This is a genomic window from Paenibacillus sp. FSL P4-0127 (assembly GCF_038007325.1).
Classification (GTDB): Bacteria; Bacillota; Bacilli; order Paenibacillales; family Paenibacillaceae; genus Fontibacillus; species Fontibacillus macerans.
Map to the genome: position 1 here is coordinate 2939569 of NZ_JBBOWY010000001.1, position 15220 is coordinate 2954788.

The following is a 15220-nucleotide window of genomic DNA, read 5'->3' on the forward strand; positions in this document are numbered from 1 at the left end:
AAAGGAGCTGGACGAACGATGCTGGAAACGTTAAAACAGCAGGTGCTGGAAGCGAATCTGGACCTGCCGAAACACGGGCTAGTCACTTTTACCTGGGGGAACGTAAGCGGAATCGACCGGGACAGCGGTTTGTTTGTCATTAAACCGAGCGGTGTGCCTTATGAGGAATTGAAGGCGGAGCATATGGTCGTCGTTGACCTTGAGGGCAACGTGGTGGAGGGCGATCTGCGCCCATCCTCCGATACGCCGACGCATATGGTGCTTTACCGTTCGTTCCCGGATATCGGCGGCGTCGTGCACACGCACTCGCCTTGGGGCACAAGCTGGGCCCAGGCCGGGCGGGCGCTGCCGGCGTACGGGACGACGCATGCGGATTATTTTTACGGGGAAATTCCTGTGACACGGCCGATGACCAAGGCGGAGATTGATGGGGCTTACGAGTTGGAGACAGGCAATGTGATTGTGGAGCGCTTTAAAGGGCTCGATCCAAATCAGGTGCCGGGGGTGCTGGTGCATTCCCATGCGCCGTTCGTGTGGGGCAAGGATGCCCACAACGCCGTGCATAACGCGGTGGTGCTGGAGGAGGTAGCGAAAATCGCCGCCCGCATGCTGCAGATTAATCCGGACACGCCGCCGATGGACCAGACGCTGCTGGACCGCCATTTCTTGCGCAAGCACGGGGCAAACGCGTATTACGGGCAGAAGTAACCAAGGCAAGTTGTGCGAAAGTCAAGGCAAATGAAGTGAACGTCCAAGCTAACGTCCATGGGGAAACAGCAAGTTTTGCCGCTAGCTGGCCGCTAGCAGGTGTTCGCTATTTTTGGGGGAGGGTATGAACATGGGCAAAAAGTACACGATTGGCGTCGACTACGGGACCCAGTCCGGACGCGCCGTGCTGGTCGATCTGGCGGACGGCCGCGAGGTGGCCGATCACGTTACGCCTTATCCGCATCATGTGATCGATGAGCGTCTTCCCGGATCCGGGATCAAGCTGGAACATGACTGGGCGCTGCAGCATCCCGGCGATTACCTGGAAGTGCTGCGGCGTTCCGTACCGGCGGTGCTGAAGGAGTCGGGGATCGATCCGGCCGACGTGATCGGCATCGGGATCGATTTTACCGCCTGCACGATGCTGCCGGTCGACGCCAAGGGGCAGCCGCTCAGCTTCGACCCGGAGCTGACGGACAATCCGCACAGTTGGGTGAAGCTGTGGAAGCATCATGCCGCACAGCCGGAAGCCGATAAAATCAACGAGATCGCCGCCGCGCGGGGAGAAGCCTTTTTGCCGCGGTACGGCGGGAAAATCTCGTCCGAGTGGATGATCGCGAAGGTATGGCAAATTCTCGACGAAGCGCCGGAAATCTACGAAAAAGCCGACATGTTCCTGGAGGCGACGGATTGGGTCATCGCGCAAATGACCGGCAACATCGTACGCAACAGCTGCACGGCCGGCTACAAGGCGATCTGGCACAAGCAGGACGGCTATCCGGGCAAGGAGTATTTCAAAGCGCTTGATCCGCGGCTGGAAAACTTGACGGACACGAAGCTGCGCGGCGCGGTGATTCCGCTCGGAACGAGCGCGGGCGGGCTGCTGCCGGAGATGGCTGAGATGATGGGCCTTGCGTCAGGCATCGCCGTCGCGGTCGGCAACGTTGACGCGCATGCGGCCGTGCCGGCCGTTGGCGTTGTAACGCCGGGGAAACTGGTGATGGCGATGGGGACGTCGATCTGCCATATGCTGCTGGGCACCGAGGAGAAGCAGGTGGAAGGCATGTGCGGTGTCGTCGAGGACGGCATCATTCCGGGCTATTACGGTTATGAGGCCGGGCAATCGGCGGTAGGCGACATTTTTGAATGGTACGTCGAGGAAGCGCTTCCCGCCTACGTCAAAGAAGCGGCCGACAAAGAGGGCCTGAACGCGCATCAATGGCTGGAGCGGGAAGCGGCCGCCTACAAGCCGGGGCAAACCGGTCTGCTGGCGCTCGACTGGTGGAACGGCAACCGTTCCGTGCTCGTCGATACCGATTTGACCGGGATGATCCTCGGCATGACGCTGCTGACCAAGCCGCAGGAAATTTACCGGGCGCTGCTGGAGGCGACCGCTTTTGGCACCCGCAAAATCGTCGACGCGTTCCATGAGAACGGCGTCAGCGTCGATGCGCTGTATGCCTGCGGCGGCCTGCCGCAAAAAAACCGCCTGCTGATGCAAATCTACGCGGACGTGACGAACCGTGAGATTTTCGTGGCGGATTCCAAGCAGACGCCGGCGCTGGGCGCGGCGATGTTTGCGGCCGTGGCGGCCGGCGCGGCGGCGGGAGGTTACGACACGATCCTCGACGCGGCGGGGAAGATGGCCCGGGTCAAGGAGGAAACGTTCAAGCCGATTCCGGAGCACGTGAAAGTGTACGACCGTCTGTATCAGGAATACAGCAAGCTGCACGACTACTTCGGCCGCGGCGAAAACGACGTGATGAAGCGGCTGAAGCGGATTAAGAAATCGGCGGAGTAAGGATGTTCTGATTGGAATTTTCCAATAGAATGGAAAGTAAGTGGAAAATGCAGCGAATTGATTGGATATATCCAATAGATTAAGCTCGGTAGGCTCGAAATGGGCGATTTGAGCGAAAACTATTGGATATTTCCAATGAGCGCACGAAACGGCGTTCGAAATTCCGACAATCTGTTGGATTTTTCCAATGAGAGGTGGAGGGCGTCAGGTTGCGGAGAAATGTTTCATTGGATTACCGGCGTATGGTATGCGACAATATGGGCAGGCAGTGCGTTCTTGTGAATAGTAGGTAAGTTTATGTGATAGTAGGCAGGTTTATGAGAATAGGAAGGAGAGGGACCATGCTGGAGATGGATGGTTGGCAATTGCAGCATCTGGAGCGGATTGAGCTGGAGCGGGGAGTGCTTCGGGAGGTCGCACCTTTTCTGCGGGAGCGGGAATATCAGCGCTCTATTTTGGTGGCGGACGAGAACACGTATAAAGCGGCGGGCGAAAGGCTGGCCCGCGAGCTTGAGGGCGCCGGACTCGCCGCCAAGCTATGCTTGATCCAGCCGAACGACATGGGCGACGTCGTGGCCGACGAGGCGTCGCTGGTCCAATTGCTGCTGGAGGTGGGTCCGGAGGAGACGGATGCGCTGATCGCCGTCGGGTCGGGCACGATCCACGATATCGTTCGCTTTGCCGCCCATAAGAGCGGCAAGCCGTTTGTTTCCGTCCCGACGGCGCCTTCCGTGGACGGCTTCACCTCCGCCGGCGCGCCGCTCATCATCCGCGGCGTCAAAAAGACCGTCCCGGCCGTGCCGCCGGTCGCCATTTTCGCCGACCTCGAGATCCTGATGTCGGCGCCTCAGCGCCTGGTCGCCGCCGGCTTCGGCGACATGCTGGGCAAATACACCTCCCTGTTCGACTGGAAGTTCTCCAGCCTGACGGCGGGGGAACCGTATGACGAACAGGCGGCGCTCATTACCGAACGGGCGCTGCGTTCGTGCGTGGAGCATGCCGGAGAGATCGGCGCCCGCTCGGAGGAGGGCATCCGCGCCCTGATGACGGCGCTGATCGAGTCCGGCATCGCCATGCTGCTGTTCGGGCAGTCGCATCCGGCCTCGGGCGCGGAGCACCATCTCTCCCACTATTGGGAGATGGAATTTTTGCGCCGGGGGGAGCGGGCGGTGCTGCACGGCGCAAAAGTGGGCGCGGCCTGCGCCGAGATCGCCCGCGTTTACCATGACGCGGGCGAGCGGGGGATCTGCCCGGGCGCCGAGCCGGAGGCGCTCCGGCGGCACGGCGCGCAGGTCCGCGAATGGCTGAAGGATGTGCCCGAGGAGGGGCAAATTCGCGATTTGTTGCGCCAGGCGGGCGGACCGGCGAGCCGCACGGAGCTGGGCATCGACGATGATTTGTTCGCGCGCAGCCTGCGCGAAGCCCATCGGGTCCGGGACCGCCATACTTTGCTGCGGGCGCTTAACGAAGCGGGCGAGTGATCACGGAACGGAAGCGTTGTGGGGACCTATCGCAAGGTAGCGGTGAGGAACTCCGAGGCTTTTAAACGATTCGAACAAAAACGAGCCGAAGGCGGCATAAACCGCGGGTCGGCTCGTTTTTTTAGCAATCGTTTGCTTTAATATTCGCTCGCTTTGTTCATGAAGAGATCCTTTCCGCTTCTCCGATGTTCAGCATGGCCATAAGGGCGAGCAGGGCGCTGGTGGGATGCGAGTTTTTCCGCACGACCAGTTCGGTTTTCGTTTGCCGGAATGACTCAGGAACCTGGTGAACGTAAAGATTGCCGGCGTTCGCTTCTTTCTCGACGACAACCCGCGGCAGCAGCGAGATGCCTAGCCCTGCGGATACGCCGCCAATTATCGCCTCCAGCGTGCCGAACTCCATCGTGTGCGGGTAGTTCTGGCCGCGGGTGTGCTGCCAACTCTCCAGCAATTCCCGGTACGCACAGCCCCTGCTGTACACGAGATTCGGTTTGGCGAGCGCTTCGTCGAGCTCCGTGATGTCCGGCGGGGAAATCAGCACCACTTCTTCCTCAAAGACGGGATAGGCCTCCAGGTCAGGGTGGTTGCAGTGGCTGCTGATGAAGGCGACGTCCAGGTCGTATTGCAGCATTTTTTCCATCAAACGATCCGACAAGTCGGTGATCAGCGAAATTTCCACTTTCGGGTACCGTTTGTAATATTGGCTCAGCAGCTTGGGCAGGCGTACGGCCGCCGTCGTCTGCGAAGCGCCGATCAGAAGCGGGCCGCCCGGTTCGCCGGATGAGGTAAGGGCCGCGGCGGCTTCATCCAGCAGGCCGATGATTTTGTCGGCGTAATCCAGAAGCATTTTGCCGCTGGAGGATAACGTCATCCCCCGGTTATGGCGATGAAACAGCGCGGTTCCGAGTTCGGATTCCAGCTGCCGAATGCGCGAGGTCACGTTGGACTGCACGTAGCCAAGCCGCAGCGCCGCTTTCGTAATGGAACCTTCTCTGGCCACCGCCTGAAAGATGCGCAAATCCGCGCTCTCCATGGTCGTTCTCCTCCGTTTCTTTTTGATATCAAAAAACATGATATCAGATATCTGTATCAATCATTATACATAATTGCAGGCCTCCGGTACAATACAAACATGATTCGCGAAAGGGAGGCTGCAACATGAAAATGAACGGGTTCAAATATACCGGCCTGCTCCTGTTGACCACGTTTTTGATGGGAATTGCTTTTCCGGTCGGCAAGCTTGGGTTAAATTATGCTCCGCCTTTCTTACTGATGGGGATGCGGTTCGTTTTGGCCGGAGGTTTGCTCGCGCTGTTGACGATGAAAAAGCGGCAGCCTCGCGGGTTAAAGCAATGGCTGCAAGCCGCAGCCCTCGGCTTGTTCCAGTCGGCCGGCGTCATGGGCTGCGCCTACTACAGCATGCATTGGATCACTTCGGGGGAATCGGCGATCATCACCAGCACGAGCCCGCTGATGCTGCTCGTCATCGGGGCGGTCATGAACCGCGGCGCTTACCGCGTATGGCAATGGCTTGGGGTAGCGATCGGGTTTGCCGGCGTGATATTAACGTTTGGACTGCATATGAAAATCGAGCCCGGCACCTTTGTTTCCTTCGCGGGTGCGGTTTGTTTCACCATCGCCACGCTGATCATCAACCGTATTGGCCCGGCATTTGATTTAAAGGTCCTCGCCGCTTATCAGATGATGGCCGGAGGGACAACGCTGCTCGTGTTAAGCTGGCTGACGGAAAAGCCGTTTTTCTCCGTGACCTTGACATCGGTGCTGGTGCTGCTCTGGCTGGTGGTTATGTGCTCGATCGTGCAATTTTCGGTCTGGTTTTATTTGCTTCAAAACAGCGATCCGGCCAAAACGAGCGCATTCCTGTTTTTGGTGCCGCTGTTCGGCGTGCTTACGAGCCGGCTGCTGTTGGGCGAGCAGGTGAACTGGTATGTCTACGCGGGCGGAGCGCTGATTTGCGCCGGTATTTTCATGGTGAATTGGCAGGGGAAAAGGGAGCACGGCAGCGTCAAAGAAAAAGAGGCCGGAGCAAACGTCAAGGCGAAGTCGAAGTCGAAGGAGAAAGGTCAGAGGGGCCGTACCTTAACGGACATATAAAGAGGAGGAGCAGATATGAGCTTTCACAACAAAGTAGTTTTAGTCACCGGCGGAGGCACGGGAATTGGCCGGGCCACCAGCCTGCTGCTGGGCGAAAGAGGAGCGGCCGTCGCCGTCAATTACTCGCGGTCCGCCGAGGAGGCGGAGGAGACCGTGCGGGAAATCAAACAGGCCGGGGGCCGGGCGCTGGCCATCCGCGCGGACGTGTCGCGGGACGACGAGGTCCGGAACATGGTAGCTCAGGTGGTACGCCAATTCGGCACGATTGATTATCTCGTCAACAACGCCAGCATCACCCGATATATCGCGATGCAGGATCTGGATGCCGTAACCGAGGAGATATGGGACGATCTGCTTGGAGTGAACGTCAAGGGGATGTTCAACTGCGCGCGCGCCGCGGCGCCCTATTTGAGAGAGGGAAAGCAAGGGGCGATCGTCAACGTCGGAAGCGTCGCGGGAACGACGGGAAAAGGCTCGTCCCTTCCCTACGCCGTTTCGAAGGCAGCCGTGCACGGTTTGACCAAATCGCTGGCGCACGCCCTGGCGCCGGAGATCCGCGTATGCGGCATCGCTCCGGGAGCGGTTGCGACGAGATGGTGGGAAGGTAAAGAAGAGCAAATGCGGTCGCTCATCACCCAACTGCCCCTGGAGCGAATATCCCCGCCGGAAGAGATCGCCCAGCTTATTTGCGCCGTTCTGGAGCAGCCTTCGCTTACCGGGCAGATCATTACGGTGGATAACGGGCAGACGATGTAGCCGGGCAGCGTGGAACAAATTGTGAAACTCCGGCTCTAACGGACCTGAGCGACCTTATTCGCTCGAAAAGACAGAGTTTCTTTTTCTAACGGGCCTGCTTGCGGGACCACCCTCATAGAAAATAGCGGAACTTTATGGCCTTATTTTCCGGAACCCGACATGTTCATCCCCATTAGCGACAATTTTTGTCTTTATTTTTCAATGAACGGTGCGAAAAGTGGTCATCTCCCTGTGATTCACTAGAATAGCGACATAAATTTCCCCTATTCCTCTCCAACTGGGTGATCCCGCCGAATTAGCGACATTTTTTGTTCTTATTTCCTGGCTTGTGTTTAGCCCAAAGCGCAAGTCTGCCAGAAGTTCAATAAACGATCTCCCGGGCAGACTTTTTGTTATGCCGCCGTTCGGCTATCGTCTTCGGCTATCGTCTTCGGCTATCGTCTTCGGCTATCGTCTTCGGCTATCGTCTTCAGTTATTGTCTTCGGCTATCGTCTTCAGTTATTGTCTTCGGCTATCGTCTTCGGCTATCGTTTCCGGCTATCGTTTTCGCACGTTGTTTTCCCGCTCTCCTTTTCTTGCAAACGGCCATTGCCGCATCGCTTATGAGACGGCAAAGGCGACGCGCCTAGTGGACCTGGTGCACCAGGACAACAAACTCGTGTCCTGCCCACCGCTTGCCTCACTCCTCATGCACGTCGTACAGCACGCGGGCGAGCAGGTCCTGGCTGTAGTTGCCGAAGTTTTTGCCGTAGATCGTCAGCCCCCGCTTGTTGACGGCTTTGTCGGTGACGGCGATGCGCAGCGTCAGCTCGGATTTGTAGTCCAGTCCGATTTCAGCCAGCGTAACGTCCGAAATCCGGCAGCCGTCGATAAAGCTGCCGTCATGGTTGATGCGGATCAGCTTGAGCATGCCGTACTGGTTCAAATGCGGCGGCCACCAGTCCGGGTTGAAGGTTCCGCGGGCGTCCCCAAAATCCCCTGGACTCGTCCAGAAGCCAAGCTCCACGCCGTTCAGATAAAAATAAATGTCCGACGGATAATTGTCGTTAAAACCCGGGGCTTCCGAACCAAGCTCCAGGGAAAACTGGATCTCGCGGAACGTCTGATTCGGCTTGAGGTAGTTCGGAATCCGGTATTCCAGGTAACCTTCGGACAGCCAGATGATCTCCGAGTCGATCCGCTGCGGATCGGCGAAATAACGGGGATCGTCGAAATCCCCGATGATGCTGTCCTTGGTGGCCAGCCCGCAGGTAGGGGCCACTTGATAATTGCTGTAGTGCCCGACCTGAATTTCCACTTCGTATAAATTGTCCACTTCCTTGCTGCGCAGATCGACCATCAACTTATCCTTGTTCAAATAGCAAATTTTCTGAATCCCGTGTTTGCCGACGGAGGTGTTGATTTCGATCAGTCCGCTCTCTTCCAGCTTCTTGATATGCATCGTAATCGCGCCGTTGCTGAGGCCCAGCTTGGTGGCCAGGTCGTTTAAATTCAGCGCCTGATTTTTGGCGAGCAATTCGAGGATTTGAATTCTGATCTCCGAACTCAACGCTTTAAAAATATCAATCCCGCTCATCAAATCCTTAATGTAGATCATCGTCATGAACCTTCTTCCGCTAGAGATAATAGAGTTCTAATTTTCATTTATTTTAGATAATTATAAACTAACAGCACTATTTAATAAATAGTTAAATGAAAAAATGTAAATTCAACTTCAAAATTACTTAAAATTTGCAGAAAAAATGCACTTCAATTCACTTGATTATAAAACAAAATGCCAAAGTAATGCGGATTAAATGCTGATTTCGCCGTGAAACCACGGTTTTACAGCTTGTTTTAAATTGATTTCATAAAAACATAAAAAGATTTAGAAAAATATATTTACAACGATATTCTCATGTGCTATTTTATACCTGTAAGCGGATTCATTCAAGTTAATTCAAATCAGTTTATAAATTTATAAAACGGAGGGTGATACATTTGTCGTCAACCGCACCAAGAGCAAGCATGGTCGTAGACAAAGCATTCAAGATAGCCGAAGTAGATAAACGTATATACGGCTCATTTATCGAGCATCTGGGCAGAGCGGTATACGGGGGGATTTACGAGCCTTCGCATCCTACGGCGGACAGCTTAGGCTTCCGCAGCGACGTAAAGCGGTTGATTCAGGAATTAAACGTACCTATTATCCGCTATCCGGGCGGCAACTTTGTTTCCGGTTATAACTGGGAGGACGGAGTCGGCCCGGTGGAAGCCCGCCCCAAACGGCTGGAGCTGGCCTGGAGAACGGTGGAACCGAACCATGTGGGAACGAACGAGTTTGCGGCCTGGGCGAAGGAAATCGGCTCGGAGGTCATGATGGCCGTAAACTTGGGCACCCGCGGCGTGGACGCCGCCAGAAACCTGATCGAATACTGCAACCATCCCGGCGGCAGCTACTGGAGCGATTTGCGCCGGAGCCACGGCTACGAACAGCCGCATCGCATCAAAACCTGGTGCCTGGGCAACGAGATGGACGGGCCGTGGCAAATCGGGCAGAAGACGCCTCAGGAATACGGCCGGATCGCTTATGAGACGGCCAAGGCGATGCGCCTGGTGGACCCGGACATCGAGCTCGTATCCTGCGGAAGCTCCAGTTCTTCGATGCCGACGTTCCCGGAATGGGAAGCGATTACGCTCGATCACACCTACGAGGTGGCCGATTACATATCCCTGCATCAATATTACGGCAACCGGGACAACGATCCGGCCAACTACTTGGCCAGATCGATGGATATGGACCATTTCATCCGCACGGTGATCGCGACATGCGACTATATCAAGGCGAAGAAGCGCAGCAAAAAAACGATGAATCTCAGCTTTGACGAATGGAACGTCTGGTACCACTCCAATCAGGCGGACGCGCAAATCGCGCCGTGGAGCATCGCTCCGCCGCAGCTCGAGGACATCTACAACTTCGAGGACGCGCTGCTCGTCGGCAGCATGCTGATTACGTTCCTGCGCCACGCCGACCGGGTCAAAATGGCCTGCATGGCCCAACTGGTCAACGTCATCGCCCCGATTATGACCGAAAACGGCGGCCGGGCCTGGAAGCAGACGATTTTTTATCCATATATGCATGTGTCCAAATACGGACGCGGCACGTCGCTGCTGCCGATCGTCGACTCGCCGGTTTATGACGCCCGGGATTTCACCGATGTTCCTTACCTGGACAGCGCCGTCGTCTACAACGAGGCGGAAGAGGAGCTCACGATTTTTGCCGTCAACCGTCATCTGCAGGAAGCGCTGGAGCTTACCTGCGATATTCGCGGCTTTGAGGGTTACCGCCTGACCCAGCATCTGGTGCTGGAACATGAAGATTTGCAGGCCGTCAACACGGCGGATCGGGAGAACGTAAAACCTCATGCCGGGGGCGATGCGGTGTGCCGTGACGGCATGGTGAGCGCCCGTCTTGCCAAAGCTTCGTGGAACGTAATTCGCCTAAGCAAGCGGGCAACCGAATAGTATAGAGCGTGCCTAGAAATTCAAATTCCAAGGAGGGTCAAGTATGAAAAAAGGAATCGCCATGCTTTTGATTTTAACGATGGCCACGTTTTTGTGGGGCTGCAACAAGTCCTCGTCGACGGCCGGAGGGGAAACCTCCGTGCTCGATGGGGGGGCCGGCGAAAGCGCGACGGAGCTGTCCTACTGGACGTTTGTGGAGCTGCATGGACAGCATTTCGAGAAGATGCTGGAGAAGTGGAATGCCGAAAATCCGGACCGGCAGATTAAGTTGAACGTGACGGTTATGCCTTATGACGATATGCACAATAAATTGTCCATCGCCGTGCAGACAGGCGTCGGCGCGCCGGACATCGCCGATATCGAGCTGGGGAAATATCCCGACTTCATGCAAGGGACCCCGCAACTGGAATCATTGAACGACGTGGTAGAGCCTTACAAGGATACGGTCGTTCAGTCGCAATTGGATCTTTACAGCAAAGACGGAACGGTATACGGCCTTTCCACGCATGTCGGGGCTACCGTAGCTTTTTACAACACGGAAATTTTAAATGAAGCGGGCGTTGATTATAAATCGATCGTCACCTGGGACGATTTCAAAAAAGCCGGGATGCAGGTATATGAAAAAACCGGCAAATACATGGGGACCGCGGATACGAGCGCAACCTGGCAAGCCTCGATGCTGCTGGCCCAGCAAGGGGCCGATTTTACCGATGATGCCGGCAATCCCAAGGTGAACTCCGAAGAATTGGTCAAAGGGCTGTCGATCCTTAAAGATCTGCAGGACAACAACGTCATCGCCACGATCGCCGGCGGTCAACCCGATACGGAAGAAGCTTATGGCGAATTTAATGCCGGCAACTATGCGACCGCTTTCATGCCGCTCTGGCAAATGTCGAGATATACGAACTATATGAAGGATCTCTCCGGCAAGATCGCCATCGCTCCTTTGCCCGTGATCGAGAAAGGGATGCCTCGTTCATACGGCGGCGGCGGTACGGCAACCGTTGTCACCAAAACGGCCAAGGACGTTCAGCTGGCCAAGGAGTTCATCGCTTACGCCAAGCTTTCGCTCGATGCCAATATCGAAATTTGGAATACGCTGGGCTTTGATCCGATCAACATGGATGTCTGGAATATGAAAGACGTGACGCACAATCCGGAAAACCAGTTCGTGAAATACTTCGTCAACAACCCGTTTGACGTGCTGAACGAAATTAAAGACGAAATCCAGCTGATCAAATCGACTTCGGCTTCACCGACGATCAACAACGTGTTGTGCACGGTTACGTTAAACGAAATTTTCGAGGACGGCAAAGACATCAAGCAGGCGCTGGACGATGCCCAGGCGCAAATCGAACAAGAACTGAAATAGAATGATAAAGTTACGGAGCTGCTCTTTTCCGCAAAGAGTAGCTCCGTTTAAAAAGGAGTAGAGTGATGATAAAAAAATTCCTATACTCGCAAAAAGTTGCTCCTTACGTTTTTGTGTTGCCGTTTGTGCTGGTGTTTCTGATGTTTTGGGTGTACCCGCTGGCGAACTCGGTCGGAATGAGCTTCCAAAAGGTCACGTTGGGACAGGAACCGGCCTGGATCGGCTTTGACAACTACGGCAAATTGATGGGCGACGGCGTGTTTCTTAAAGCGGTGATAAACAGCGCCGTCTATATGGTGCTGACCTTGGTGATCCTCATCCCGTTTCCGATGCTGTTTGCGGTGCTGATCAACACCAAATTCATGTGGGGAAGGGAATTTTTCAAATCCTCGTTTTTCTTTCCCGCACTGACTTCCGTCGTCGTGGCCGGGACGATCTTCCGGCTGATGTTCGGCGAAATGGAAGGCTCGCTCATCAACAGCTTTTTGGGCTGGTTCGGCGTGGATCCGGTCAAGTTCCTGAAGGGACAGGCGACCGGGATGATCGCTTTGGTGGCATTGGCGACGTGGCGGTGGACGGGGGTTAATATGCTTTATTTTTTATCCGGACTCAAAAGCATCCCCGAAGAATACTACGAAGCCGCGTCGATTGACGGAGCTTCCCGTTTTCAGCGCTTTACGAAAATCACTATGCCGCTGCTGAAGCCCACGACCATTTATGTGCTGACGATCAGCATTTACGCGGGGCTGGCGATGTTTATCGAGAGCATGATGTTGTGGAACGGCAACAATTCTCCGAAAAATATCGGGCTCACGATCGTCGGTTACTTGTACCGGCAGGGCATCGAGAAGAACAATTTGGGATACGCGGCGGCGGTGGGCATCGTGCTGCTTGTCATTACGATGGCGATTAATTTAACGCAGCTGGCCTTCACCGGCATGTTCAAAAAGGAGGAGGAAGCATGAAAAAAGAACTGCCGCTTAAAATCGTCCTTTTTGCTTTTTTCGCCGTGCTGTGCGTGCTGATCCTCATTCCGTTTTACGCGGTGACGATCGCCTCCTTCAAACCGGGGGAAGATTTGATCCGTTATGGGCTGAATTTGCGGTTTGACCTGTCCGCCATGAGCCTCGACAACTTCATTTATTTGTTTACCGGGGATCATTCCTATTTTCTATGGTTTTTCAATTCACTGCTGCTGACGGTTGTGCAGGTCGTTCTGACGCTGCTGGTCAGCGCAACGGTCGCATACGGCTTCTCGGCTTATGAATTTAAAGGAAAAAACACTTTGTTTGTTTGCGTTCTGCTCATCATGATGGTTCCGTTTGAAATTTTGCTGCTGCCGCTTTATACGCTGACCTACAACATCGGGTTGATGAACTCGTATTCGGCGATCATTTTGCCGGGCATCGCCAGCGCGGCGACGATTTTCTTCTTCCGCCAATATTTGCGCGGGATTCCGAAGGAGATCATCGCGGCCGGCCGGGTGGACGGAGCTAGCGAATACGGCATTTACGTCCGGCTGATCCTTCCGGTGATGAAGCCTTCTTTTGCGGCGATGGCGATTTTGAACGGGATGAATAGCTGGAACAATTTCCTGTGGCCGTTTATGGTGCTGAGCAACGCCGATAAATATACGCTGCCGATCGGGCTCAAAACGCTGCTGACGCCTTACGGCAACAACTACGACTTGCTGATCGTCGGCTCCTTTTTTTCCATCATTCCGATCTTCATCTTGTTCGTCGCTTTTCAAAAGTACTTTATCGACGGGATGACGGCGGGAGCGGTGAAAGGCTGAGCGGGTAAAAGAGCATTTGGGAATTGGGGAGCTGTATTAAAATTAGGGCGAGGCTCTGGGCATAAGCAAGCTATAAAAACTCGGGCGAATCGTGCGAAAAAATAACGGAAAAAAACGGCGCTAATTCGGCAAGATCGCCCACTTTGGGAGAAATAGAGGAAATTTATGGCGCTACTTTCTTGAATCGCAGGGAGATGACCGCTTTTTGCACCGTTCGTTGGAAAATAAGTACAATAAATTCCGCTAATGGCGATGAACAGATTCAATCCCCGAAAATAAGACCAGAAAATTCCGTAATTTTCCGAACACATATATAAAGGAGAGAGAACCGATGGACAAAAATAGAGAATTTGTAAATCCGATCGTGGAGCAGCGGGCCGACCCGTGGGTATACAAGCATAGCGACGGATATTACTACTTTACCGCTTCGGTCCCCGAGTACGACCGGATCGAAATCCGCAGATCGGCGACCATTCAGGGATTGGGGGAGGCTGAGGCGGTCGTGGCTTGGCGCAAATACGACTCCGGCCCGCTGAGCGCCAACATCTGGGCGCCGGAAATTCATTATATCGACGGCAAATGGTACATTTACTTTGCCGCCGCCCGTACGACGGAGACGAGGGAAGGTCTGTTCGACCACCGGATGTACGTGCTGGAGAATGAAGCGGCCAATCCGCTGGAAGGACGGTGGGAAGAAAAGGGGCAGATCCGCACCCGCTGGGAAACGTTCTGCCTCGACGCAACGACGTTCGAGCACCGCGGGGTACGGTATTATGTCTGGGCCCAGAAGGACCCGGACATCGAGGGCAACTCCAATCTGTACATTTCGAAAATGAGCAACCCGTGGACGCTGACCGGGGAACAAGTGATGATTGCGACGCCGGAGTATCCGTGGGAAACGATCGGCTTTAAAGTGAATGAAGGTCCGGCGGTGTTAAAGCGGAACGGGCGTATTTTTATCGCTTATTCGGCCAGCGCCACCGACCACCACTACTCTATGGGGCTGCTGACGGCCAGTGAGGAAGCCGACCCGCTTGATCCCGCAGCCTGGACGAAATCGCCGGTTCCCGTGTTCCAAACGAACGAGGAGACAGGGCAATACGGGCCGGGGCATAACAGCTTTACCGTGGCCGAAGACGGGCGGGACGTTCTGATTTACCACGCCCGCAATTACAAGGAGATCGCCGGTGATCCGCTGTACGATCCAAACCGCCACACGCGGGCCCAGTATTTTGGCTGGAACCCTGACGGAACCCCGAATTTCGGCATTCCCGTGAAAGACGGAGTCCGCTCTTGAGACGAGTAAAGACGGGTTAGACCCGGAGAAAAAAAGCAACCAACCGCTGCCGGATGGCCGCGGGGAGGCTGCTTTTTTTCACATATAGCAGAATATTATAAAATTTCCGGCGGAGTAGAGTACGGTGCGCAGGTAGAGAAGGGAGGGGAAGAGGGAACTGGAGGCCAAAGGACATCAGAGGCGTTATCTGCGGAAAAACGAAGGTTTGTAAAATGTAACGGACAGAGATGCCGCTATTTCCCTCGAATCGGCCAGGGTGAACTCGTTTAGAGCAAAATAGCGACATTTGGGTCCGTTAGGTTGGGAAATACCCGGGAAATGGATGGATAAGGTCGCTGGAGTCCGTTAGAGCAGCATCCCCAGCTTAGAAAGGGCCGAAGTACCCGGAAC

12 protein-coding genes are annotated in these 15220 nt (G+C 55.0%); 10 read left to right on the forward strand and 2 right to left on the reverse strand.

Translation table 11 applies throughout. From position 1 onward, the window contains the following. Positions 1-18 precede the first annotated feature (18 nt). The 3 genes from araD (at position 19) to NYE74_RS13200 (ending at position 3990) form a co-directional block, all read left to right on the forward strand. A complete protein-coding gene (araD, locus tag NYE74_RS13190) occupies positions 19-708 on the forward strand; it encodes an L-ribulose-5-phosphate 4-epimerase (protein WP_036620998.1) in 690 nt (229 codons plus the stop codon). 130 nt (positions 709-838) lie between these two features. Further along, positions 839-2509 carry a ribulokinase gene (locus tag NYE74_RS13195; RefSeq protein ID WP_340928508.1) on the forward strand — a complete coding sequence of 557 codons (1671 nt, stop codon included), beginning with the start codon at positions 839-841 and terminating at the stop codon, positions 2507-2509. A gap of 341 nt (positions 2510-2850) precedes the next feature. Beyond that, on the forward strand, positions 2851-3990 hold the full coding sequence (locus NYE74_RS13200; RefSeq protein WP_341004851.1) for a sn-glycerol-1-phosphate dehydrogenase: 1140 nt from the start codon (positions 2851-2853) through the stop codon (positions 3988-3990). Positions 3991-4147: 157 nt separating this feature from the next. Here NYE74_RS13200 and NYE74_RS13205 read toward each other — a convergent pair whose 3' ends face one another. Further along, positions 4148-5023: a LysR family transcriptional regulator gene (locus tag NYE74_RS13205; protein WP_340928506.1), complete on the reverse strand. Its 876-nt coding sequence runs from the start codon at positions 5021-5023 to the stop codon at positions 4148-4150. A gap of 125 nt (positions 5024-5148) precedes the next feature. Between NYE74_RS13205 and NYE74_RS13210 the strand changes: the two genes are divergently transcribed. Both NYE74_RS13210 and NYE74_RS13215 read left to right on the forward strand, forming a co-directional pair. Beyond that, a complete protein-coding gene (locus NYE74_RS13210) occupies positions 5149-6105 on the forward strand; it encodes a DMT family transporter (RefSeq protein WP_340928504.1) in 957 nt (318 codons plus the stop codon). A 15-nt stretch (positions 6106-6120) separates the two neighbouring features. Then, positions 6121-6861 carry an SDR family NAD(P)-dependent oxidoreductase gene (locus tag NYE74_RS13215; RefSeq protein WP_340928501.1) on the forward strand — a complete coding sequence of 247 codons (741 nt, stop codon included), beginning with the start codon at positions 6121-6123 and terminating at the stop codon, positions 6859-6861. 680 nt (positions 6862-7541) lie between these two features. Here NYE74_RS13215 and NYE74_RS13220 read toward each other — a convergent pair. Further along, entirely contained in the window at positions 7542-8459 is a 918-nt protein-coding gene (locus NYE74_RS13220; RefSeq protein WP_326045472.1) for an ArsR/SmtB family transcription factor, read from the reverse strand. A 410-nt stretch (positions 8460-8869) separates the two neighbouring features. Here NYE74_RS13220 and arfA point away from each other — a divergent pair, with 410 nt between their 5' ends. From arfA to NYE74_RS13245, 5 genes are all read left to right on the forward strand, one after another. Then, complete coding sequence (arfA, locus tag NYE74_RS13225; RefSeq protein WP_340930533.1) at positions 8870-10366, forward strand: arabinosylfuranosidase ArfA; 1497 nt, start codon at positions 8870-8872, stop codon at positions 10364-10366. A gap of 43 nt (positions 10367-10409) precedes the next feature. Further along, positions 10410-11738 carry an ABC transporter substrate-binding protein gene (locus NYE74_RS13230; RefSeq protein ID WP_316561608.1) on the forward strand — a complete coding sequence of 443 codons (1329 nt, stop codon included), beginning with the start codon at positions 10410-10412 and terminating at the stop codon, positions 11736-11738. Between the two features lie 65 nt (positions 11739-11803). After that, positions 11804-12703 carry a carbohydrate ABC transporter permease gene (locus NYE74_RS13235; protein WP_036621013.1) on the forward strand — a complete coding sequence of 300 codons (900 nt, stop codon included), beginning with the start codon at positions 11804-11806 and terminating at the stop codon, positions 12701-12703. Further along, positions 12700-13533: a carbohydrate ABC transporter permease gene (locus tag NYE74_RS13240; protein ID WP_213510412.1), complete on the forward strand. Its 834-nt coding sequence runs from the start codon at positions 12700-12702 to the stop codon at positions 13531-13533. The genes NYE74_RS13235 and NYE74_RS13240 overlap by 4 nt, the downstream gene beginning before the upstream one ends. Before the next feature lie 331 nt (positions 13534-13864). After that, complete coding sequence (locus tag NYE74_RS13245) at positions 13865-14830, forward strand: glycoside hydrolase family 43 protein (RefSeq protein WP_340928497.1); 966 nt, start codon at positions 13865-13867, stop codon at positions 14828-14830. Positions 14831-15220 lie beyond the last annotated feature (390 nt).

What these genes read in the sequence shown, in the direction of transcription:
- araD (WP_036620998.1), top strand. Translation starts at nt 19, where the DNA reads ATGCTGGAAACGTTAAAACAGCAGGTGCTGGAAGCGAATCTGGACCTG.
- NYE74_RS13210 (WP_340928504.1), top strand. Translation starts at nt 5,149, where the DNA reads ATGAAAATGAACGGGTTCAAATATACCGGCCTGCTCCTGTTGACCACG.
- NYE74_RS13235 (WP_036621013.1), top strand. Translation starts at nt 11,804, where the DNA reads ATGATAAAAAAATTCCTATACTCGCAAAAAGTTGCTCCTTACGTTTTT.
- NYE74_RS13240 (WP_213510412.1), top strand. Translation starts at nt 12,700, where the DNA reads ATGAAAAAAGAACTGCCGCTTAAAATCGTCCTTTTTGCTTTTTTCGCC.
- NYE74_RS13195 (WP_340928508.1), top strand. Translation starts at nt 839, where the DNA reads ATGGGCAAAAAGTACACGATTGGCGTCGACTACGGGACCCAGTCCGGA.
- arfA (WP_340930533.1), top strand. Translation starts at nt 8,870, where the DNA reads ATGGTCGTAGACAAAGCATTCAAGATAGCCGAAGTAGATAAACGTATA.
- NYE74_RS13220 (WP_326045472.1), bottom strand. Translation starts at nt 8,459, where the DNA reads ATGATCTACATTAAGGATTTGATGAGCGGGATTGATATTTTTAAAGCG.
- NYE74_RS13230 (WP_316561608.1), top strand. Translation starts at nt 10,410, where the DNA reads ATGAAAAAAGGAATCGCCATGCTTTTGATTTTAACGATGGCCACGTTT.
- NYE74_RS13245 (WP_340928497.1), top strand. Translation starts at nt 13,865, where the DNA reads ATGGACAAAAATAGAGAATTTGTAAATCCGATCGTGGAGCAGCGGGCC.
- NYE74_RS13205 (WP_340928506.1), bottom strand. Translation starts at nt 5,023, where the DNA reads ATGGAGAGCGCGGATTTGCGCATCTTTCAGGCGGTGGCCAGAGAAGGT.
- NYE74_RS13200 (WP_341004851.1), top strand. Translation starts at nt 2,851, where the DNA reads ATGCTGGAGATGGATGGTTGGCAATTGCAGCATCTGGAGCGGATTGAG.
- NYE74_RS13215 (WP_340928501.1), top strand. Translation starts at nt 6,121, where the DNA reads ATGAGCTTTCACAACAAAGTAGTTTTAGTCACCGGCGGAGGCACGGGA.